The organism is Pseudomonas sp. LBUM1679 (assembly GCF_059695565.1).
In genome coordinates, this window is sequence record NZ_CP166774.1 from 1,390,904 (window position 1) to 1,412,505 (window position 21,602).

Sequence of the window (21,602 nt, forward strand, 5' to 3'; positions counted from 1 at the left end):
GGTCAGCGATTTTGACGCATTGAATCTGCGTCGTAGGGAAGGTAAGCAAGATGGTACAGGTGAGAGCACACCAGCCGATCAACACCGACGGCAGTATCAATCTCGAGGCTTGGCTCGATCACGCGGTCAGTGTCGATCTGGCACTGGATCGCGAAGCCTTGAAGGAAGCGTGCGAGTTCGCCCGCGCATCTGAGCAACAGGCCAATGCGGCGAAAAACCTCTGGTCCGAAGGGACCTCGAGTTTCCGCGCGGGCCTTGAGATCGCCGAGATCCTCGCCGACCTCAAACTCGATCAGGATTCGTTGGTTGCCGCAGTCTTGTACCGCGGCGTGCGCGAAGGCCAGATCGAACTGCCGGCGGTGAGCCAGCGCTTCGGTCCGGTGGTCGCCAAACTCATCGACGGTGTATTGCGCATGGCGGCGATCAGCGCCAGCCTCAGCCCCCGTCAATCCCTGGTGCTGGGCACCCAGGGCCAGGTGGAAAACCTGCGCAAGATGCTGGTGGCCATGGTCGACGACGTACGCGTCGCGCTGATCAAGCTGGCCGAACGCACCTGCGCGATCCGTGCGGTGAAAACCGCCGACGACGAGAAGCGCAACCGCGTGGCCCGTGAAGTCTTCGACATCTATGCGCCCCTGGCTCACCGTCTCGGTATCGGTCACATCAAGTGGGAGCTGGAGGACTTGTCCTTCCGTTACCTCGAGCCCGACCAGTACAAGCAGATCGCCAAGCTGCTCCACGAGCGGCGCCTGGATCGCGAGCGGTTCATCGCCGATGTGATGAACCAGCTGAAAGTCGAATTGCAGGCCACCGGTGTCGATGCCGATATCAGCGGCCGGGCCAAGCACATCTATTCGATCTGGCGCAAAATGCAGCGCAAGGGTCTGGAGTTCAGCCAGATCTATGACGTGCGCGCCGTTCGTGTGCTGGTGCCGGAAATGCGTGACTGCTACACCGCACTCGGCATCGTCCACACGTTGTGGCGGCACATCCCGAAGGAATTCGACGACTACATCGCCAACCCCAAGGAGAACGGCTACCGCTCGCTGCACACCGCGGTGATCGGGCCCGAGGGCAAGGTGCTGGAAGTGCAGATCCGCACCCACGCGATGCACGAAGAGGCGGAGCTGGGCGTCTGCGCGCACTGGCGCTACAAGGGCACCGACGTCAAATCCGGCTCCAACCACTACGAAGAGAAAATCTCCTGGCTGCGTCAGGTCCTCGAATGGCATGAAGAGCTGGGCGACATTGGTGGTCTGGCCGACCAGCTACGGGTCGATATCGAACCGGACCGGGTCTACATCTTCACCCCGGACGGTCACGCCATCGATTTGCCGAAGGGCGCGACGCCACTGGACTTCGCCTACCGGGTGCACACCGAGATCGGTCACAACTGTCGCGGCGCGAAGATCAACGGGCGGATCGTACCGCTCAACTACAGCCTGCAAACCGGTGAACAGGTCGAGATCATCACCAGCAAGCACGGCACGCCGAGTCGCGACTGGCTGAACCCGAACCTGGGTTACATCACCACCTCGCGGGCACGGGCGAAGATCGTTCACTGGTTCAAACTGCAGGCGCGGGATCAGAACGTCGCCGCCGGTAAAACCTTGCTCGAGCGTGAACTCAATCGCCTGGGCCTGCCCGCGGTGGACTTCGACAAGCTGGCCGACAAGGCCAACATGAAGACGGCCGAGGACATGTACGCCGCGCTGGGTGCGGGCGATTTGCGCCTGGCGCAACTGGTCAACCTGGCACAGCAGCTGGTGGAGCCGGAACGCGGCAACGAACAGCTTGAACTCATCCCGCGCAAAGCCACCGGCTACAAACCGGGCAAGCGCGGCGATATCCAGATCCAGGGCGTCGGCAACCTGATGACACAGATGGCCGGCTGCTGCCAGCCGCTGCCGGGGGATGCGATCGTCGGTTACATCACCGTGGGCCGCGGTGTGAGCATTCACCGTCAGGACTGCGCCTCGGTATTGCAATTGGGCGGGCGCGAGCCTGAGCGGATTATCCAGGTCAGCTGGGGGCCGGTGCCGGTGCTCACCTACCCGGTGGACATCATCATCCGGGCCTACGACCGGTCCGGCTTGCTGCGAGACGTTTCGCAAGTGCTGCTCAACGAGCGGATCAACGTGCTGGCGGTCAACACCCGCTCGAACAAGGAGGACAACACCGCGTTGATGTCCCTGACCATCGAGATTCCGGGGCTGGATGCACTGGGGCGGTTGCTGGGACGGATTTCCCAGTTGCCGAACATCATCGAAACCCGGCGTAACCGCACGCCATAACCATCCCTCCCTGTAGGAGCCGGCTTGCCGGCGAAGGCGTCCATCCGGCCAGCGCATGGCTTGAGGCCGCCTTCGCCGGCAAGCCGGCTCCTACAGGGGGTGTTTGACGGGAATAAGGGATGTACAAACTTGAAGATCTGCTGCACCTGATGAACCGCCTGCGCGACCCGCAGTTCGGCTGCCCGTGGGACATCAGGCAAACCTACGCCACCATCGTCCCGCACACCCTTGAGGAAGCCTACGAAGTCGCCGACGCCATCGAGCGCGGTGATTTCGATCACTTGCAGGGTGAGTTGGGGGATCTGTTGTTCCAGGTGGTTTATTACAGCCAACTGGCTCGGGAAGAAGGGCGCTTCGAATTCGCGGGTGTAGTCGACAGCATCACCCGCAAGTTGATCCGCCGCCACCCTCACGTGTTCCCCACCGGCGATCTGTACGCGCCGCTGGATGTTCCGCGACTGAGTGAAGAACAGGTCAAGCAGCGCTGGGAAGAGATCAAGGCTGAAGAACGGGCGGAGAAATCTGCGGCGCCCGAACAGCTGTCCTTGCTCGATGACGTTCCCGCGGCACTGCCGGCATTGTCCCGTTCGGCGAAATTGCAGAAACGCGCAGGGCAGGTCGGTTTCGACTGGCCTGACGCTTTGCCGGTGCTCGACAAAGTGCGCGAAGAGCTCGATGAAGTGCTTGAAGCCATGGCCGACAATGACTCGGCAGCGATTGCCGATGAGGTCGGTGATCTGCTGTTTTCCGTGGTCAATCTGGCGCGTCATCTCAAGGTCGACCCGGAAACTGCCTTGCGTGGTGCCAACAGCAAATTCGAAAGACGCTTCCGATTTATCGAACAGGCATTGCGCGACACCCACCGTCCCATGGAAGATTGCACCCTCGAAGAGTTGGACGCCTTGTGGGGCGAAGCCAAACGTCAGGAAAAGAATATGCCCAGCTGCGGTTGAGCAGTTGCCTAAGTGAGAAATAAGCACCATGAGCATTTCCCTTCGCGACCAGTTGCTCAAAGCAGGGCTGGTCAATCAGAAGCAGGCCAAGCAGGTCGGCAAAGAAAAACAGAAGCAGCAACGTCTGGTCCACAAAGGCCAGATCGAACTGGATGACTCGCAGCAGCGGGCGGCTCAGGAAGCCATGGCCGAGAAGGTCAAGCGCGACCAGGAGCTGAACCGTCAGCAACAGGAGAAGGCCGAGGCGAAAGCCCGCGCCGCCCAGGTCAAACAATTGATCGAAGTCTCGCGTCTGCCGAAGCTGACCACCGAGGATTACTACAACTTCGTTGACGACAAGAAGGTCAAGCGTCTCTCCGTCAATACGCTGATGCGCAACAAGCTCAGCAACGGTTCGCTGGCGATCGTGCACCATGCCGGCGGCTACGAAGTGATCCCGCGTGAGGCGGCCCTGAAGATTCAGGAGCGCGATCCGCAACGCATCGTGCAGTTGAATGTGCAGACCGCAGAAGCGGCCGCCGAGGACGATCCGTACGCGGCCTTCCAGATCCCTGACGATCTGATGTGGTAAGCCGTTAACAACTGCAATAACGACAAACCCCACCATGGCGTAACGTTGTTTTGTAGGAGCGAGCTTGCTCGCGATGGACGTTAACGATAACGCGTGTTTACTGGCTAAACGTGGCGCTCTTGAGTCTTTCGCGAGCAAGCTCGCTCCTACAATTGCTTACGCGGATTGGAGCTCGCGTTGCTGCTCCTGTTTTTCCAGTTCGGCCTTGTAGCTGTGGGCATCGGTTTCGGAATGAAACATCCCCACCAGCATGTCTTGTTGATGTACATCCCAGATCCGGATACCGGCGGCTACGCCTTCATGGGATTTATGTGAATCGTCGCGTTCAGTTACTTTTACAGTCATCTGCTAGCTCCAATCTCTGTTATCTGCAGCAAGGCGTGTGCAGGGCTTTGTTATATATTTTGGTAGCTTGCTAAGTAAACGACAGAGTTCGGTAAGGATTTTTTGCGAAATTCGTAAAAGTCCTGCAGCCCGCCAAACACGCGGCATTTGGTCGCAGGGCGTTAAGTTTCATGACAAAAGCTTCATGTTAGCGAGGTACAAAGCTCTCTTTCGAACCTGATGGATTGAACACCACAAAACCTGTGGGAGCTGGCTTGTCGGATCGCCGCATCGCTGCGATGGCGGAGTGTCAGGCAACATCATTGTCAGCTGTGCCGACGTCATCGCAGGCAAGCCAGCTCCCACAGGTTTTGTGCCTGGCTTGACTACTTATTTCAGGCAAAAAAAAACGCCCCGAACCAGTCGGGGCGTTTTTATGTGCAGCGAAGCGGCGGGGTATTACTTACCCGACCAGCGCTTCAGTACCAGCGTGGCATTGGTGCCACCGAAACCGAAGCTGTTGCTCATCACGGTGTTGATGGTGGCGTCTTCGCGAGTCTTGGTCAGGATCGGCATGTCAGCCACTTCCGGGTCCAGTTCGTCGATGTTGGCCGAACCCGCCATGAAGTTGCCTTCCATCATCAGCATGCAGTAGATCGCTTCGTGAACGCCGGCGGCGCCCAGGGAGTGACCCGAGAGGCTCTTGGTGGAGCTGATGGCCGGAGCCTTGTCGCCGAACACCTCACGCACACCCTTCATCTCCATGACATCACCGACCGGAGTCGAAGTGCCGTGGGTGTTCAGGTAGTCGATCGGAGCGTCAACGGTGGACATGGCCATCTGCATGCAGCGGATGGCGCCTTCGCCGCTAGGAGCGACCATGTCGTAGCCGTCGGAGGTCGCGCCGTAGCCAACGATTTCGGCGTAGATCTTCGCGCCGCGAGCCAGAGCGTGTTCCAGCTCTTCGACCACGACCATGCCGCCACCGCCGGCGATGACGAAACCGTCACGCTTGTTGTCGTAGGCACGGGAAGCTTTTTCCGGGGTTTCGTTGTACTGGCTGGACAGGGCGCCCATGGCGTCGAACAGGAACGATTGGCTCCAGTGTTCCTCTTCACCGCCGCCGGCGAACACGATGTCCTGCTTGCCCATCTGGATCTGTTCCATGGCCGTACCGATGCAGTGAGCACTGGTGGCACAGGCAGAAGCGATGGAGTAGTTCAGGCCCTTGATCTTGAACGGCGTGGCCAGGCAGGCGGAAACGGTGCTGCTCATGGTCCGCGTGACACGGTATGGGCCGACGCGCTTGACGCCTTTCTCGCGCAGGATGTCCAGCGCTTCCATCTGGTTCAGCGTGGAGGCGCCACCGGAACCGGCGATCAGGCCGGTACGCGGATTGGAGACTTGCTCTTCGGTCAGACCGGAGTCGGCGATGGCATCTTTCATGGCCAGGTAGGCGTAAGCCGCCGCGTGGCCGACGAAGCGATAGATCTTGCGATCGATCAGCTCTTCGAGGGGAAGGTCAATGGAGCCGGAAACCTGGCTACGCAGACCCATTTCGGCATATTCCGGGTTGAACCGGATGCCAGGGCGGCTTGCACGCAGGTTAGCGGAGACGGTCTCTTTGTCATTGCCCAGGCACGAAACGATGCCCAGACCAGTGATAACGACGCGGCGCATGCGGATAACCCTTAGAAGTTGTCAGTGGAGGTGAAAACGCCGACCCGAAGGCCTTCGGCGGTGTAGATCTCGCGGCCGTCGACAGTCACCGAACCATCGGCGATGGCCAGGTTCAGCTTGCCTTTGAGGACGCGCTTGATATGAATGTTATAGGTTACTTTCTTCGCGGTCGGCAGAACCTGACCAAAGAACTTCACTTCGCCCGAACCCAGGGCGCGGCCGCGGCCCGGCAGACCTTGCCAGCCCAGGAAGAAACCGACCAGTTGCCACATGGCGTCGAGGCCCAGGCAGCCTGGCATCACCGGGTCGCCTTCGAAGTGACAGGCGAAAAACCACAGATCCGGAGTGATATCCAGCTCGGCGACCAATTCACCTTTGCCGTACTTGCCGCCTTCTTCGCTGATCAGGGTGATGCGATCGACCATCAGCATGTTCGGGGCGGGCAGTTGCGCGTTACCTGGGCCGAACAGCTCACCGCGACTGCAGCGCAGCAGGTCTTCCCGGGTAAAGGCGTTTTGTTTGGTCATGCGAGCTCCTCAATAGTCCCGTGCGGCAGGTGGGGCAAATCTTCCCGGCCGGTCGAAGCATTCATGCCTCGAGCCAGCAGCCTACTCATAGACTATTGCGTTGTGGTGAAAGTCACAGCACCAAGGACACGAATGTACACTTGTGCACTGAAATTATTATTCAAGCCCCTTTTCGGGCCTGTTCGGGTGCCTAAGACTGCCGCACTTTCGCCTTTCACGCCAGTCGCAGATAGCCGAAAGGCCTGCACTACTGCACCCATCGCTGCAGAATCTGCTGCAGATCAGTACGTTTGAAGGGCTTGGCCAGGTAATCGTTCATTCCCGCCGATAAACAGGCTTCCCGGTCGCCCTGCAAGGCATTGGCGGTCAGGGCGATGATGGGCAAGCCCGCGCAGCCGGGCAATTGGCGAATCTGTCGGGTCGCCTCATAGCCATCGATAACCGGCAATCGACAATCCATCAGGATCGCTTCGAAAATCAGACTCTCGGCGCTGCGCACCGCTTGCGCGCCATCGGTCGCGACGCTGACAGTAAAGCCCAGGCTGCGCAACATCGCCTCGATAACGGTCTGGTTGACCGGATTGTCCTCGACCAGTAGCACATTGCGCCCGTCGCCATCACCGGTGCCGGTTGGCGTCCGTGGCGTCCGTGTCGGCAGCGTCTGTTTATAAAGGGCCAGCGGGATTTCCAGGGTGAACACCGAACCGCGACCTTCTTCGCTATGGGCACGCAAGGTGCCGCCCATCCGCTCAGCCAGGGTGCGGGCAATGGGGAGGCCCAGTCCGGTGCCGCCGTAGCGCCTTGAAATGGAACTGTCGGCCTGCTGGAAGGCATTGAACATCGACTCCAGGTGTTGGCTGGAAATACCGATCCCGCTGTCTCGTACCGTGCAGGTAAACCAGAGCAGTTCGTGATCCAGTGATTGCCATTGCGGCTCGATGGTGATGCGACCTTGCTCGGTGAACTTCAGTGCATTGCCGACCAGGTTGACCAGGATCTGCCGGATCCGCGTCGGGTCGCCCTGCACCTGCAACGCGCGCATGTTATCGGGCGTCAGCAGGGCCAGATCCAGCCCGCGCTGCGCTGCGCTGTGCGAGAACGCCTGGGCGCAACTGCCGATCAGGTCCGCGAGGTTGAACGGAATGTGTTCCAGCTCCAGTTCCGAGCGCTCGATGCGCGAGAAATCGAGAATGTCGTTGATGACCTTGAGCAGGTGCTCGGTGGACTCCGCAGCCAGCGCCGCGTATTCGAGCTGTTCTTCGGTCATTTCGGTGGTTTCCAGCAGTTGCAGCATGCCCAGTACGCCATTCATCGGGGTGCGCAGTTCGTGGCTCATCATCGCGAGGAAATCGGATTTGGCGTTGTTGGCTTTTTCCGCCTCTTCACGAGTCTGGATCAACTGCGCCATCGCCTGGTGCTGTTCGCGGCTGGCTTGTTCGAGTCCGCTGGCGAGGTTGTTGATGTGTTGCGACAGCGCCCCGAGTTCGGTGTCGTCGACGATGGGCAGCGGGGTTTTGTAGTCGCCGTCCTGGATCGCCTTGACCGCGGTGCCGATGTCGCGGATCGGCTGCGACAGGCTACCGGCCAGGCGCCGGGCGATCAGAAAGGTAAACAGCAGGGCGAACAACGCCAGAATCCCGGCCTTGAACAGGATTTCCTGCTGGCGCTGGCTGAAGGCATCGTTGGACAGGCCGACAATGACCCGCCCCAGATAATCCTCGGCAGAGGCGGTGCCCGCGACTTTGCTACCTTGGAGGAAATCATTGTGCAACGGGATGCGTTGCAGCCGCACCGGTGCCTGGAAGACTTCGACCTGATGCGAGCGGGTATGGGTTTCCGACGGTTGTTCGACGTACACCAGAATCCGGTTGGCGCTGTCCTGAACTTCCAGGAATCGCACATTGGGCGTGGCCAGCGTGGCCTTGAGCAAACTGTCCAGCACTTCGTTGTTGCCCGAAATCACCCCGTATTCGGTGGCCGGCGCCAGTTGGTTGGCAATCAACTGGCCGGTGTGGTTGAGTTCCTGGCGCAGGTCCTGGATTCGCACGAAGGTGAAGAAACTGATCAACAGCAAGGTCAGCAACAGGGCAGGGCCGAGGCTGATGATTTGCGTGCGGGTGTTGATGTCCCAGCGACGATGGAAAGTCATGGGTGGCGTTCTCCTGCGCCCAACTGTGCGGCCACAGAGGCTTGATCGATCTGTTCAATACCCAGGGAACGAGCCACTTGTGGATTACTCAAGACCTGGAAGCGCTGCGGGTAGTGCGCGCGTGGCCAGTTGGCCGGTGGCTGGTCGAGCAGTGTGTCCAGAATCGCCAGCCAGTCGCCTTGATCGCTGTAGGTACTGGCCAGGCTCCCGGCCTTGACGAAACCGGCATTGGGGCCGATCAGCGCCCGTTGCCGTGCGTAGCTGCTGAGCAACAGGTTTTTCGCGGTTTTCGGGTTGAACAGATCGGGATCGTCGAGTCCCAGCAGCACGTCGCTGTTGTTCAGCAAAGACTGCAGCGGGCGGCTGTCACTGGTGTTGTCCCAGCGCTCAGTGACGATTTGCAGGCCGAGCGGCAAGGCGGCCTGGCGCAGCTCGTTCAAGAGAAACTCACTGTGACTGTCGTAGAGCACGCCGATTCGTCGGGCCTGGGGCAGAAGAATACCGGTCAGGCGCAACTGCCGAGCCAACGGCGGATCGCTCCACAGCAGGCTCAAGTGTGGGGGCTGGGTGGCGCCCAGGCGTTGGCGCGCTTGCAGGCGACTGATGCGCAATACCAGTGTCGCCGGGCCTTGGGCATCTTGCAGGCGCCAGTCGAGGCTCGGCAGGTCAAGCAGGATCAAACGGGTGCCGGCCGGCAGTTTGCCCGGTGCCGGCAGAGCGGGCAGTGGCTGGAAGCGCACGCTGTCGGCAGGGCGCAGCTCGCTCAGGGCCTGAGTGAAGGATTGCACGCCGGGGCTGTCTTCGGCAGCGGTCAACAGAATGTCGGCGGCCCGTGTCGGCAGGCTGCACAGCAGGCCGCTAACCACCAGGCACAGCCCGGCCAGCAGGTGGCCAAGGGTTGGCGTCTTTCGCGACCAACGGCGCATCGCCGGGCTGAAAATCAGCGCCAGAGCCAGCGGCGAGCGGGGCGATGCAGAGCCAAACGACACGACACATCCTTGGTAGCGAACAATTGGCGCGCATGTTAACCGAGCTGGTCAACTTTTCCAGTCACGATGACCGCATTTTCCGCGGATTTATTGCTCTTCTTCCTACAAGTGCCTGTAATTGATCCAGGGGCTGGCCGCCACTGGGCTGCTCCGTATAATGCCGACATCGCCACTGGTATGGATTAACGGATTGCATATGACTGAACAGCGCCCAATTGCGGTCCTGGGAGGCGGAAGTTTTGGTACCGCCGTGGCTAATCTGCTGGCCGAGAACGGGCATCAGGTTCGGCTGTGGATGCGTGACCCCGACCAGGCCGAGGCCATCAGGGTCAATCGGGAAAACCCGCGCTACCTCAAAGGCATCAAGATTCTGCCGGCCGTGGAAGCGGTCACCGACCTGCAAGCCACTCTGGAAGCCTGCGACCTGAGTTTCGTTGCGCTGCCGTCCAGCGCGCTGCGCTCGGTGCTGGCGCCGCATGCCGAACGTTTGCGCGGTAAATTGCTGGTGAGCCTGACCAAAGGCATCGAAGCCCACACCTTCAAGCTGATGAGCGAGATCCTCGAAGAGATCGCGCCGCAGGCGCGTATCGGCGTACTGTCGGGGCCGAACCTGGCCCGTGAAATCGCCGAACACGCGCTGACCGCCACGGTGGTCGCCAGCGAAGACGAAGACCTCTGCCAGCAGGTCCAGGCCGCGCTGCACGGTCGCACCTTTCGCGTCTACGCCAGCGCCGACCGCTTCGGCGTGGAGTTGGGCGGGGCGCTGAAAAACGTCTACGCGATCATCGCCGGCATGGCGGTGGCGCTGGGGATGGGCGAAAACACCAAAAGCATGTTGATCACCCGGGCGCTGGCGGAAATGACTCGTTTCGCGGTGAATCAGGGCGCCAACCCCATGACTTTCCTCGGGCTGGCGGGCGTGGGCGATTTGATCGTCACCTGTTCGTCGCCGAAAAGCCGTAACTACCAGGTCGGGTTCGCCCTCGGCCAGGGGTTGAGCCTGGAAGAAGCGGTGACACGTCTGGGCGAGGTGGCCGAAGGCGTCAACACCCTGAAAGTGCTCAAGGCCAAGGCCCAGGAAGTTGGCGTGTATATGCCGCTGGTCGCCGGGCTCCATGCCATCCTGTTCGAAGGGCGCACGCTGGAGCAGGTGATCGGTCTATTGATGCGTGCCGAGCCGAAAACCGACGTCGACTTTATTTCCACCAGTGGTTTCAACTGAGCACTCAATTGACAGGGGCAGGGAGCGAGACATGAATGATCCGAAAGTAGAAGCCAGGTACGAATCCATCCTGCTGCGCGTGCTGTGGATGATCGTCTTCTTGCTGGTCTGGCAAGTGGCGCAATTCATCCTCGGCGCGGTGGTGCTGGTTCAACTGATCTATCGTTTGATCTATGGCGCCCCGAGCGCCAGCCTGATGAACTTCGGCGACAGCCTGAGCCAGTTCCTGGCGCAGATTGGTCGTTTCGGCAGTTTTCACAGCGACCAGAAGCCTTGGCCGTTCGCCGACTGGCCGACGCCGCGGACCCCGGAAGGTGAAGCGCCACACGTTGTGGCGCCAGCGCCGCATCCGGCTCGAGATGAGGAACCGAAACTATGAAACTCTGGGTATTGCGTCATGGTGAAGCCGAGCCACATGGCAAACGTCCCGATTCCGAGCGGGCATTGACCGTCAAGGGGCGTGAAGAGGTGCTGCGCACCGCCGCCGAGTTGATCGGCAAGCCGATTACGGCCATCTATGCCAGCCCTTTCCTGCGAGCGCAGGAAACCGCCCAACTGGTCCGTGAAACGCTGGGCTTTCAACCGGAGATTCGCACCGTTGAATGGTTGACACCCGACTACCGTCCGCAAACGGTGGCGGAGCAGTTGGTGTCTGTCGATCATGCGCTGCTGGTCAGTCACAATCCGCTGGTGGGCAACCTGCTCGGTTATCTTCAGCACGGCCATGTGCAGGACCGGGAATCGGTCCCCACCGCCGGCCTTGCCGAGCTTGAAGGCGAAGGGCCGTTGGCCGGAGCGATGAAGCTCAACGGCATCAAGTCACCATAACTGAAGAAACCGGCCCCTGTGGGAGCGTGGCTTGCCCGCGATGCAGACACCGCGGTTTTCCAGAAAGACCGAGTCGATTCCATCGCGGGCAAGCCACGCTCCCACAGGGTCGGCGGCGTTGCTGGTTTTTGTGTGAAATAGTTGACCAAGCAACCGCTTGGTTGACTACGCTTGCTCCAGAGCAAAAACACAGGAGCGAGTCGCATGTCAGCCGCTTTCCGTTTGCCGCTGGACGTCTTCTACGAGCGCGAAGCCCGTCATCCCCGCCAGCGCTTCCTGGTCCAGCCCATGGGCGGCGGACAGGTCGAGACCCTCACCTGGGAAGACGTCGGGCATCAGGCCCGATGCGCCGCGCATTGGTTGCGCGCGCGGGAACTGCCCCAAGGCAGTCACATCGCCCTGATCTCGAAAAACTGTGCGCACTGGATCATTGCCGACCTGGCGATCTGGATGGCTGGACATGTCTCGGTGCCCCTGTACCCTAATCTCACGGCCGAGTCCGTCGCCCAAGTACTGGAACATTCGCAAGCGACGCTGGCGTTCATCGGCAAGCTCGACGACTGGCCCGGCATGTCCTGCGGGGTCAATCCCGATCTGCCGACCATCAGCCTGCCATTGCACCCGCCCGGCACGTTCGATTTCAGCTGGGCCGACCTGCAAGCGAGCTCACCGATCCAGGATGATCCCAAGCCGTCCGCCGGCCAATTGGCGACGATCATTTACACCTCCGGCACCACCGGCCTGCCCAAGGGCGTGATGCACAGCTTCGCCAACCTGGGGTTTGCCACCACCCGTGGCACGCAATTGTTCGGTCTCAACGAGTCGGACCGACTGCTGTCCTACCTGCCGCTGTGCCACGTCGCCGAGCGGATGTTCGTCGAACTGGCGTCGATTTATAGCGGGCAAAGCGTATTTTTTGCCGAGAGCCTCGACACCTTCCTTACCGACCTGCAGCGTGCGCGGCCGACCGCCATGTTCGGCGTGCCGCGCATCTGGACCCGGTTCCAGATGGGCGTGTACGGCAAAATTGCGGCAAAGCGTCTCGACTTCCTGCTGGGCTTGCCGGTGATCGGCAAGCGGGTGGGGCACAAAGTCCTTGCCGGTTTGGGGCTGGATGCCTTGCGCGTGGCCTTGTCCGGCGCTGCGCCCGTGCCGCAGTCCTTGCTGCGGTGGTACCGGAAACTGGGGCTGGATGTGCTGGAGGTGTACGGGATGACCGAGAACTGCGGCTATTCGCACGTTGGCCGGCCCGGTGAGCACAAACCCGGCTGGATCGGCAAGCCATGCCCGGAGGTGGAGGTGCGCATCGAGCCGTCCGGCGAAGTGTTGGTGCGCAGCGGCGCGACCATGCTCGGGTATTTCAGGGAACCGGAAAAAACCGCCGAAACCCTCACTGAAGACGGCTTCCTGCGCACCGGTGACAAGGGCGAGCAAGACGCCGAAGGCAACCTGCGCCTGACCGGACGCCTGAAGGAAATCTTCAAGACCAGCACAGGCAAATACGTCGCCCCGGCACCGATCGAAAATCGGCTGGCGGTGCATTCGCGGATCGAGCAGGTGTGCGTGGTCGGCGATGGATTGAGTGCGCCGCTGGGATTGTGCGTGCTCTCGGCGGTGGGGCAACAGGACGCGGGCGGCACCGCGCGCGCAGGCCTGCAGTCCAGCCTGGAAAAGCTTCTGGAAGAGGTCAACGGCATGCTCGACCACCATGAGCGCTTGCGGCGGCTGGTGGTGGTCAAGGACAGTTGGGCCGTGGAGAACGGCTTCCTGACGCCGACCCTGAAGATCAGGCGCAACATGATCGAAGCGGCCTACGGTGCCCGGTTCGAAGAATGGAGCGAGCGCAGCGAAGCCGTGCTGTGGCAGGATTGAGTGACGAATAAAAACCAACAAAGGATGTCAGCAATGAGTTTGTGGCGTACCACTCCCAACATCGAGCAGTTGAACGCGATCCAGAAAAACACCATCGGCGAAGTGCTGGATATCCGCTTCGAAGACTTCGATGAAGCGTCCCTGACCGCCAGCATGGTCATCGACCACCGTACTCACCAGCCGTACGGCCTGCTGCACGGCGGCGCCTCGGTGGTGTTGGCCGAAACCGTCGGTTCCATGGCCAGTTACCTGTGCATCGATACCAGCAAGTTTTATTGCGTGGGCCTGGAAATTAACGCCAACCATTTGCGTGGCTTGCGCACGGGGCGAGTGACAGCGGTGGCCAGGGCGATTCACGTAGGACGTACGACCCATGTCTGGGACATTCGGCTGACCAGCGACGAAGGCAAGGCCAGTTGTGTGTCGCGGTTGACCATGGCGGTGGTGCCGTTGGGTGAGAATCCGCCGGCACGTTGATTGCGCAGAGCACCGATTTTTATAGGCGAACGGCCCTCTGTGGCGAGGGAGCTGGCTCCCGCTGGGTCGCGAAGCGGCCCAATTCTGTCGGGTAATGCCGCGTTCACCGGTATTGCGGCTGCTGCGCAGCCGAGCGCGAGCAAGCTCGCTCGCCACTGGGGCTGCGTGAACGCTGAATTGCTGATAGACATGGCGGGACTGTCATCATTCCTGTCAGTTACAGTCATTGCTGCAGGCCGTTGTCTTGCGGACAATCAATCTCATGTTCTCGCTCATGGATTTGCCTGTATGCCGCAACAGATTTTTTTCGCCCACGCCAATGGCTTTCCTTCGGGAACCTACGGCAAGTTGTTCGCGGCGCTGGCGCCCGAGTATCAGGTGACGCATCTGGAGCAGCACGCCCACGACCCGCGTTTCCCGGCGGACGACAATTGGCACAACCTGGTCGACGAGTTGATTCATCACCTCAGGCAGCAACCGGAACCGGTGTGGGGTGTCGGGCATTCCTTCGGCGGTGTGTTGCATTTGCATGCGGCCCTGCGTTGCCCCGAGCTGTATCGCGGGGTGGTGATGCTCGATTCGCCGGTGCTGACCCGTACTGATCAATGGGTCATCCGCGCCGCCAAGCGCTTTGGTTTCATCGACCGCCTGACCCCGGCCGGTCGCACCCTGGGCCGTCGCGAAGAGTTCGCCGACCTGGAAGCTGCGCGCGTGTATTTTGCCGGCAAAACCCTGTTTCGCAGCTTCGACCCGGAATGTTTCGATGCTTATCTGCAACACGGTTTGCAAAAGGTCGGCGACACGTTGCGCCTGCGCTTCGACCCGGCGACGGAAATCAGCATCTACCGCGGCGTGCCCCACACCAGTCCGGGCCGGGCACGGCAACTGAAAGTGCCGCTGGCGGTGGTTCGCGGGCACAAGAGTCGGGTGGTGATGCGTCATCACGCCAGTGTCGTCGGGCGCATGCCGCTGGGCGAGTCACTGACCATGCCCGGCGGGCACATGTTTCCGCTGGAACGTCCCCAGGATACGGCCGTGCTGCTGAAGAATCTGTTCAGCCGCTGGGAAGGTCGCCGCCAGCAGGATTGCGCATGAGCCCTGTCGTCGAAGAAGTTCGCCTGAGCCTGCCACATATCGAATTGGCGGCGCATCTGTTCGGCCCGGAAGACGGTGTCCCGGTGATCGCCTTGCACGGCTGGCTGGATAACGCCAACAGCTTTGCCCGGTTGGCACCGAAGCTTGAGGGGCTGCGCATCGTCGCCCTGGACATGGCCGGTCATGGTCACTCCGGGCATCGGCCTGCGGGCGCCGGTTACGCGCTCTGGGATTACGCTCATGACGTGCTGCAAGTGGCCGAACAACTGGGCTGGAAACGCTTCGGGTTATTGGGGCACTCGATGGGCGCGATCGTTTCACTGGTGCTGGCCGGGTCATTGCCGGAGCGGGTGACCCATCTGGCCTTGATCGACGGCATCATTCCTCCTACAGACAAAGGCGAAAATGCTGCCGAGCGCATGGGCATGGCCCTGCAAGCACAGCTGGGTCTAAGGGAGAAACGCAAACCGGTCTACCACACCCTCGATCGCGCCATCGAAGCGCGCATGAAAGGTCTGGTGGCGGTCAGTCGTGAAGCCGCCGAGCTGTTGGCGCAACGGGGTCTGATGCCGGTACCGGGTGGTTACACCTGGCGCACCGATAACCGTCTTACCTTGCCATCGCCGCTGCGTCTGACCACTGAACAGGCGATGGCCTTCGTCCAGCGGATCGGTTGTCCTGCAAAACTGGTGGTCGCGGCCGACGGCATGCTCGCCAAACATTCCGAATTGCTGGAACGTCTACCCTTTAGCCGTGAACAGCTGCCTGGCGGCCATCATTTGCACCTGAATGACGAAGCCGGAGCCGACCTTGTCGCAGACTGTTTCAATCGGTTCTTCGCCGTTCCTTGACTTGCGCCGGGCAACTGTCGAGGCTGGGCGGGTTGAATTGGGAGACAACCATGATAGATCTCTACACCGCTGCGACCCCGAATGGCCACAAGGTCTCTATCGTGCTCGAGGAACTCGGCCTGCCCTATACGGTGCGCGCCTTGAGTTTCGACAAGAAGGAACAGAAATCCGAGGACTTCCTCAAGATCAATCCCAATGGCCGGATTCCGGCGATTGTCGACCGCTCCAACGGCGATTTTGCCGTGTTCGAATCCGGCGCCATCCTGGTTTATCTCGCTGAACTGAGCGGCAAGTTGCTGCCCACGGACCCGAAAGGGCGCTCGGTGGTGCTGCAGTGGCTGATGTTCCAGATGGGCGGAATCGGCCCGATGCAGGGGCAGGCCAACGTGTTTTTCCGCTATTTCCCCGAGAAACTGCAGGGGGCCATCGACCGTTACCAGCATGAAACCCGTCGTCTCTATGAAGTGCTCGACACGCGCCTGCAAGCGGTAGAGTTTCTGGCGGGCGAGTACAGCATTGCCGATATTGCGACCTTTCCATGGGTGCGTGGCCACGAGTGGTCCGGTGTCGAGGTGGAGGGTTTGTCCGCCTTGCAACGCTGGATGGCGACCATGGAGGCGCGCCCGGCAGTACAGCGTGGTCTGCTGGTGCCCGAACGCATCGACGATGCCAGCGTCGTCAAAGGTGCCCAGGCCATGCTGATCCGATGAGCCCGACCATGCGTTCATTCAGTTTGCTGGCGCTGTGCTGTTTCAGTCCTCTATCGTTTGCCGCCGATGTCCCGGGCAGTCAGGACCTGCCGATCGTGCCGCGCATGACCGATGCGCAGATCGTCGACTATCGCCCGGCGGCCGAGCTCGAGCGGATCTACCCGCTGGGTTCGATCCGCAAGATCAGCGGCCAGCTGCGCTTCGAGGGTCAGGTCAGTGCCCGTGGCAATGCGACCTCGGTCACCTACGAGTTGCCACCGGAGCACTCTTCCATCGACGCCTTCACGGCCGCCCGCGAATCCCTGCAGAAGCAGGATGCCGAGTTGCTGTTCTGGTGCCAGGCCCGGGATTGCGGGGAAAGCAGCCTGTGGGCCAATGATGTCTTCGGCAACGCCAAGCTCTATGGCGCCGACGACCAGCAAGCGTTTCTGCTGTTGCGTCTGGCAACGCCGCAGGACAACACACTGGTGGCGCTTTACAGCATCACTCGCGGCAATCGCAAAGCCTATCTGCATGTCGAACAGTTCGACGCCGCGGCACCGCTGGGCAATGTGCTGCCGACATCCGCGACCTTGCTGCGCGAGCTCAAGAGCACCGGTGAGCTCGATTTCCCCAAACTGACCGGCGATCCCGACGAGACCTGGCTGCGCTTGATCTCCCGTGGATTGAATCTTGACACCACTTTGCGGGTCAGTGTTTCCGGGCCCAAGGCCGAAGCCTGGCGCCAGGCGCTGATCGGGCAGGGTGTGCGCACGGCCAGAATCGAAGCCGGCAGTGTCGAAGGCTCTGGCCTGCACCTCGAACTGTTGCGGTAAGCTGTATCGGGTGAACGTGCTCGCATGTTCACCTACTTTTTGGCTGACTGACTTTTTTCGAGACTGGGATGATCAATAACGATCGGCTGTTGGTGCAGATCCTGCTCCTGGTGCTATTTGGCGCGAGTTTCTGGGTGATGGCGCCGTTCTGGTCCGCGTTGTTCTGGGGCGCGGTGCTGGCCTTCGCCAGTTGGCCGCTGATGCGTTTGCTGACCCGCTGGCTCAACGGGCGTGAATCCCTGGCGGCGGCGCTGCTGACCATGGGCTGGATGGTGCTGGTGGCGGCGCCGCTGGTATGGCTGGGGTTCAACCTGGCGGACCATGTGCGCGACGCCACGGCGTTCATCAAGGATGTGCAGGTCGACGGTCTGCCCGAAGCACCGGTCTGGCTGGGCAGTATTCCCTTGGTGGGCGAGCGGCTGGTGGGGATCTGGAACAGTATCGATCAGCAGGGCGCGGCGATGATGCTGGCGATCAAGCCCTATCTGGGCCAGGTCGGTAACTGGTTGCTGGCGCGCAGTGCGCAGATTGGCGGCGGGATTCTCGAACTGACGTTGAGCATTGTCTTTGTGTTCTTTTTCTACCGCGACGGGCCGCGGTTGGCGGCGTTTGTTCACGGGTTGCTGCAGCGGCTGATCGGTGATCGGGCCGGCTATTACATCGAACTGGTGGCGGGAACGGTGCAGCGTGTGGTGAACGGGGTCATCGGGACGGCGGCGGCTCAGGCGGTCCTGGCATTGATCGGGTTCCTGATTGCCGGGGTTCCCGGGGCGCTGGTCCTGGGGATCGTCACGTTTTTGCTGAGTCTGATTCCGATGGGGCCACCGCTGGTGTGGATTCCGGCCACGGCCTGGCTGGCCTGGAAGGGTGAATACGGGATGGCGGTGTTCCTCGGGTGCTGGGGGATGTTCATCATCAGTGGGGTCGACAACGTGCTCAAGCCTTACCTGATCAGTCGGGGCGGCAATTTGCCCTTGGTGATTGTGTTGCTCGGGGTGTTTGGTGGGCTGATTGCGTTTGGGTTCATCGGTTTGTTTATCGGGCCGACCTTGTTGGCCGTGGCTTACAGCTTGCTGACCGACTGGAGCAAGACTCAAGCCCGGGTTGAGGATCGCCGGCCTTGAGAGGCGTCGCTGGTGCGCTGTTCATCCAGGTGCGGGTGTGTCAGGTGTATATCTGACTCGACACAATGGATGCAGGGGCTAGGCTTGCGGGAGCCGTCTCGACGATTTACCGATCATCGGGTCCCGCAGCGCCACTGGTTCCGCTACAATGCGCGCCGATTTCGACCTGCCTGAGAGCCCACTCATGTCCGCCTGCCAGACTCCCATCATCGTCGCCCTGGATTTCCCTACCCGTGACGCCGCACTGAAGCTGGCCGATCAGTTGGACCCGAAGCTGTGCCGGGTCAAAGTCGGTAAAGAACTGTTTACCAGCTGCGCCTCGGAAATCGTTGGCACCCTGCGTGACAAGGGTTTCGAAGTATTCCTGGACCTCAAGTTCCACGACATCCCGAATACCACCGCGATGGCCGTCAAGGCGGCCGCGGAAATGGGCGTGTGGATGGTCAACGTGCACTGTTCCGGTGGTCTGCGCATGATGGCCGCCTGCCGCGAAGTGCTCGACCAGCGCATCGGCCCGAAGCCGCTGTTGATCGGCGTGACCGTGCTGACCAGCATGGAGCGTGAAGACCTGGCGGGTATCGGCCTGGACATCGAGCCGCAGGAGCAGGTGCTGCGTCTGGCCGCACTGGCGGAAAAAGCCGGGATGGACGGTCTGGTCTGCTCGGCCCTGGAAGCCCAGGCCCTGAAATCGGCTCACCCGTCGCTGCAACTGGTGACCCCTGGGATTCGTCCGGCGGGCAGCGCCCAGGACGATCAGCGCCGTATCCTGACCCCGCGTCAGGCGCTGGATGCCGGTTCCGACTATCTGGTGATCGGCCGTCCGATCAGCCAGGCGGCGGATCCGGCCAAGGCGTTGGCCGCTGTGGTTGCAGAGTTGGCCTGATCACCTGTAGGAGCCGGCTTGCTGGCGAAGGCATCACCGCGGTGTACCTGACTCACCGCGGTGCCTGCATCGCCAGCAAGCCGGTTCCTGCAGGGATGGCACCACCGCGGTGTATCTGTTTCACCGCGGTGATGCCTTCGCCAGCAAGCCGGCTCCTACAGACCAGCGTTAAACCTTCAGAACCAACTTCCCGAAATTCTCCCCGCTGAACAATTTCATCAGCGTCTCCGGGAACGTCTCGAGTCCTTCGACGATGTCTTCCTTGCTCTTGAGCTGCCCCTTGGCCATCCAGCCTGCCATTTCCTGCGCGGCAGCGGCGTACTGTGGGGCGTAATCCATCACCACGAAACCTTCCATCCGCGCGCGGTTGACCAGCAGCGACAGGTAGTTGGCCGGACCTTTGACCGCTTCCTTGTTGTTGTACTGGCTGATGGCGCCGCAAATCACCACCCGTGCCTTCAAGTTCAGGCGACTCAGCACTGCATCGAGGATATCGCCGCCGACATTATCGAAGTACACATCCACGCCTTTCGGACACTCGCGCTTGAGCCCGGCGTGGACGTCTTCGTTCTTGTAATCGATGGCGCCGTCAAAACCCAGTTCGTCGATCAGGAACTGGCACTTGTCGGCACCGCCCGCGATGCCGACGACGCGGCAACCCTTGAGCTTGGCAATCTGCCCGGCAATGCTGCCCACCGCGCCGGCCGCGCCCGAGAGCACCACAGTGTCACCGGCCTTGGGCGCACCGACGTCGAGCAGGGCGAAGTAGGCGGTCATCCCGGTCATGCCCAGTGCCGAAAGAAAGCGCGGCAGCGGTGCCAGTTTCGGATCGACTTTGTAGAAACCCCGCGGCTCGCCGAGGAAATAATCCTGCACGCCCAGGGCACCGTTGACGTAGTCCCCGACCGCAAAATCCGAATGGTTCGAAGCAATGACCTGGCCTACACCCAATGCACGCATGACTTCGCCGATACCCACTGGCGGAATATAGGACTTGCCCTCGTTCATCCAGCCTCGCATGGCCGGGTCCAGGGACAAGTATTCGTTTTTGACCAGAATCTGACCCGCGGCCGGTTCGCCGACCGGTACTTGCTGATAGGTAAAGGTCTCGCGGGTTGCCGCACCCACCGGACGTTTGGCGAGCAGGAACTGGCGATTGGTCTGGGTAGTCATGACAGGCACTCAAGATGAATGAAGTCTTGTTGATAGCCCTTCATGATCATTGCCGCAAGTCGGGCTGCTGCGGCGAATGCAGTCCGATCCAGAACAGTGATGGCTGGCCTGGCGGTTTTATCACTGCCACTCATGGGCACTCAACCGGCCTTCTGATAGTGCTGCCGCGCTACGGATGCCTGTGGCTAGATTGCGGCACGCGGACCCCCGCATCTTCTACGAGGACATAACAATGAGCATGACGTTTTCCGGCCAGGTGGCAGTGGTGACAGGGGCGGCCGCCGGTATTGGCCGTGCGACTGCCCAGGCGTTCGCCGCCGAAGGCTTGAAAGTGGTGGTGGCCGACCTCGACACTGCAGGTGGCGAGGGCACGGTGGCGTTGATTCGCACGGCGGGCGGTGAAGCAACTTTCGTGCGTTGCAACGTTACGTTGGAAAGTGATGTAAAAAATCTGATGGACGAAGTAGTGAATACCTACGGCCGTCTCGATTATGCCTTCAACAACGCCGGCATCGAAATCGAGAAAGGCAAACTCGCCGAAGGCACGATCGATGAGTTCGACGCGATCATCGGCGTCAATGTCAAAGGTGTCTGGCTGTGCATGAAGTACCAATTGCCTTTGTTGCTGGCCCAGGGCGGTGGTGCGATCGTCAACACCGCTTCGGTGGCCGGCCTGGGCGCTGCGCCAAAGATGAGCATCTACGCGGCCTCGAAACATGCCGTGATCGGCCTGACCAAATCGGCGGCCATCGAATACGCCAAGAAAAAGATTCGGGTGAATGCGGTGTGCCCGGCGGTGATCGATACCGACATGTTCCGCCGCGCCTATGAAGCGGATCCCAAGAAGGGCGAGTTCGCCAATGCCATGCACCCGGTGGGGCGCATTGGCAAGGTCGAGGAGATTGCCAGCGCGGTGCTGTACCTGTGCAGCGATGGTGCAGCGTTCACCACCGGCCACTCGTTGGCGGTGGACGGAGGCGTCACGGCATTCTGAAGCCAGGCACTGCGGTGCAAAACCCCACATTGGTGTAATGCCGATGTAGGAGCAAGCTTGCTCGCGATGGT

General features: G+C 60.9%; 21 protein-coding genes. 15 read left to right on the forward strand and 6 right to left on the reverse strand.

Features of this window, described 5'->3' with window-relative positions:
- Positions 1 to 50: 50 nt before the first annotated feature.
- The 3 genes from relA (at position 51) to ACA062_RS06380 (ending at position 3,818) form a co-directional block, all read left to right on the forward strand.
- Complete coding sequence (gene relA / locus ACA062_RS06370; RefSeq protein WP_497455660.1) at positions 51 to 2,294, forward strand: GTP diphosphokinase; 2,244 nt, start codon at positions 51 to 53, stop codon at positions 2,292 to 2,294.
- A 119-nt stretch (positions 2,295 to 2,413) separates the two neighbouring features.
- On the forward strand, positions 2,414 to 3,247 hold the full coding sequence (gene mazG, locus ACA062_RS06375; RefSeq protein WP_497455661.1) for a nucleoside triphosphate pyrophosphohydrolase: 834 nt from the start codon (positions 2,414 to 2,416) through the stop codon (positions 3,245 to 3,247).
- A 28-nt stretch (positions 3,248 to 3,275) separates the two neighbouring features.
- Positions 3,276 to 3,818, forward strand: coding sequence for a DUF2058 domain-containing protein (locus ACA062_RS06380; RefSeq protein WP_128869325.1), 543 nt, complete (start codon positions 3,276 to 3,278; stop codon positions 3,816 to 3,818).
- A 156-nt stretch (positions 3,819 to 3,974) separates the two neighbouring features.
- On the opposite strand, the gene ACA062_RS06385 is transcribed toward ACA062_RS06380, so the two are convergent.
- The 5 genes from ACA062_RS06385 to ACA062_RS06405 all read right to left on the reverse strand — a co-directional run bounded on the left by ACA062_RS06385 (position 3,975) and on the right by ACA062_RS06405 (position 9,424).
- The gene (locus tag ACA062_RS06385; protein ID WP_497455662.1) at positions 3,975 to 4,163 is read right to left on the reverse strand and encodes a hypothetical protein; all 189 of its coding nucleotides are present in this window, start codon (positions 4,161 to 4,163) and stop codon (positions 3,975 to 3,977) included.
- A gap of 438 nt (positions 4,164 to 4,601) precedes the next feature.
- A complete protein-coding gene (fabB, locus tag ACA062_RS06390) occupies positions 4,602 to 5,822 on the reverse strand; it encodes a beta-ketoacyl-ACP synthase I (protein ID WP_497455663.1) in 1,221 nt (406 codons plus the stop codon).
- Positions 5,823 to 5,833: 11 nt separating this feature from the next.
- Complete coding sequence (fabA, locus tag ACA062_RS06395) at positions 5,834 to 6,349, reverse strand: 3-hydroxyacyl-[acyl-carrier-protein] dehydratase FabA (RefSeq protein WP_003179264.1); 516 nt, start codon at positions 6,347 to 6,349, stop codon at positions 5,834 to 5,836.
- Positions 6,350 to 6,596: 247 nt separating this feature from the next.
- Complete coding sequence (locus tag ACA062_RS06400; RefSeq protein ID WP_497455664.1) at positions 6,597 to 8,498, reverse strand: ATP-binding protein; 1,902 nt, start codon at positions 8,496 to 8,498, stop codon at positions 6,597 to 6,599.
- A complete protein-coding gene (locus ACA062_RS06405; protein ID WP_497457369.1) occupies positions 8,495 to 9,424 on the reverse strand; it encodes an ABC transporter substrate-binding protein in 930 nt (309 codons plus the stop codon). The genes ACA062_RS06400 and ACA062_RS06405 overlap by 4 nt, the downstream gene beginning before the upstream one ends.
- A 259-nt stretch (positions 9,425 to 9,683) precedes the next feature.
- Between ACA062_RS06405 and ACA062_RS06410 the strand changes: the two genes are divergently transcribed.
- From ACA062_RS06410 to pyrF, 11 genes are all read left to right on the forward strand, one after another.
- Positions 9,684 to 10,709: an NAD(P)H-dependent glycerol-3-phosphate dehydrogenase gene (locus ACA062_RS06410; RefSeq protein WP_497455665.1), complete on the forward strand. Its 1,026-nt coding sequence runs from the start codon at positions 9,684 to 9,686 to the stop codon at positions 10,707 to 10,709.
- A gap of 31 nt (positions 10,710 to 10,740) precedes the next feature.
- Positions 10,741 to 11,088, forward strand: a complete 348-nt coding sequence (locus ACA062_RS06415) for a DUF4389 domain-containing protein (RefSeq protein ID WP_128872127.1) — start codon at positions 10,741 to 10,743, stop codon at positions 11,086 to 11,088.
- The gene (gene sixA / locus ACA062_RS06420) at positions 11,085 to 11,537 is read left to right on the forward strand and encodes a phosphohistidine phosphatase SixA (RefSeq protein WP_497455666.1); all 453 of its coding nucleotides are present in this window, start codon (positions 11,085 to 11,087) and stop codon (positions 11,535 to 11,537) included. The genes ACA062_RS06415 and sixA overlap by 4 nt, the downstream gene beginning before the upstream one ends.
- A 204-nt stretch (positions 11,538 to 11,741) precedes the next feature.
- On the forward strand, positions 11,742 to 13,409 hold the full coding sequence (locus tag ACA062_RS06425) for an AMP-binding protein (protein ID WP_497455667.1): 1,668 nt from the start codon (positions 11,742 to 11,744) through the stop codon (positions 13,407 to 13,409).
- Positions 13,410 to 13,442: 33 nt separating this feature from the next.
- A complete protein-coding gene (locus ACA062_RS06430) occupies positions 13,443 to 13,886 on the forward strand; it encodes a hotdog fold thioesterase (protein WP_497455668.1) in 444 nt (147 codons plus the stop codon).
- 288 nt (positions 13,887 to 14,174) lie between these two features.
- Positions 14,175 to 14,981, forward strand: coding sequence for an alpha/beta fold hydrolase (locus ACA062_RS06435; RefSeq protein ID WP_497455669.1), 807 nt, complete (start codon positions 14,175 to 14,177; stop codon positions 14,979 to 14,981).
- Complete coding sequence (locus ACA062_RS06440) at positions 14,978 to 15,832, forward strand: alpha/beta hydrolase (RefSeq protein WP_497455670.1); 855 nt, start codon at positions 14,978 to 14,980, stop codon at positions 15,830 to 15,832. Before ACA062_RS06435 ends, ACA062_RS06440 begins: the two co-directional genes overlap by 4 nt.
- A gap of 50 nt (positions 15,833 to 15,882) precedes the next feature.
- Positions 15,883 to 16,542 (forward strand): glutathione S-transferase family protein, encoded by a 660-nt coding sequence (locus ACA062_RS06445; RefSeq protein WP_497455671.1) that lies wholly within the window; start codon positions 15,883 to 15,885, stop codon positions 16,540 to 16,542.
- Positions 16,543 to 16,550: 8 nt separating this feature from the next.
- Positions 16,551 to 17,357 carry a DUF4892 domain-containing protein gene (locus ACA062_RS06450; RefSeq protein ID WP_497455672.1) on the forward strand — a complete coding sequence of 269 codons (807 nt, stop codon included), beginning with the start codon at positions 16,551 to 16,553 and terminating at the stop codon, positions 17,355 to 17,357.
- A 68-nt stretch (positions 17,358 to 17,425) separates the two neighbouring features.
- Positions 17,426 to 18,481 carry an AI-2E family transporter gene (locus ACA062_RS06455; RefSeq protein WP_497455673.1) on the forward strand — a complete coding sequence of 352 codons (1,056 nt, stop codon included), beginning with the start codon at positions 17,426 to 17,428 and terminating at the stop codon, positions 18,479 to 18,481.
- Positions 18,482 to 18,665: 184 nt separating this feature from the next.
- The gene (gene pyrF / locus ACA062_RS06460) at positions 18,666 to 19,364 is read left to right on the forward strand and encodes an orotidine-5'-phosphate decarboxylase (RefSeq protein WP_497455674.1); all 699 of its coding nucleotides are present in this window, start codon (positions 18,666 to 18,668) and stop codon (positions 19,362 to 19,364) included.
- A 168-nt stretch (positions 19,365 to 19,532) separates the two neighbouring features.
- On the opposite strand, the gene ACA062_RS06465 is transcribed toward pyrF, so the two are convergent.
- Positions 19,533 to 20,537 carry an NADP-dependent oxidoreductase gene (locus ACA062_RS06465; RefSeq protein ID WP_497455675.1) on the reverse strand — a complete coding sequence of 335 codons (1,005 nt, stop codon included), beginning with the start codon at positions 20,535 to 20,537 and terminating at the stop codon, positions 19,533 to 19,535.
- Between the two features lie 232 nt (positions 20,538 to 20,769).
- Here ACA062_RS06465 and ACA062_RS06470 point away from each other — a divergent pair, with 232 nt between their 5' ends.
- Positions 20,770 to 21,531 carry an SDR family oxidoreductase gene (locus tag ACA062_RS06470; protein WP_497455676.1) on the forward strand — a complete coding sequence of 254 codons (762 nt, stop codon included), beginning with the start codon at positions 20,770 to 20,772 and terminating at the stop codon, positions 21,529 to 21,531.
- Positions 21,532 to 21,602: the final 71 nt, after the last annotated feature.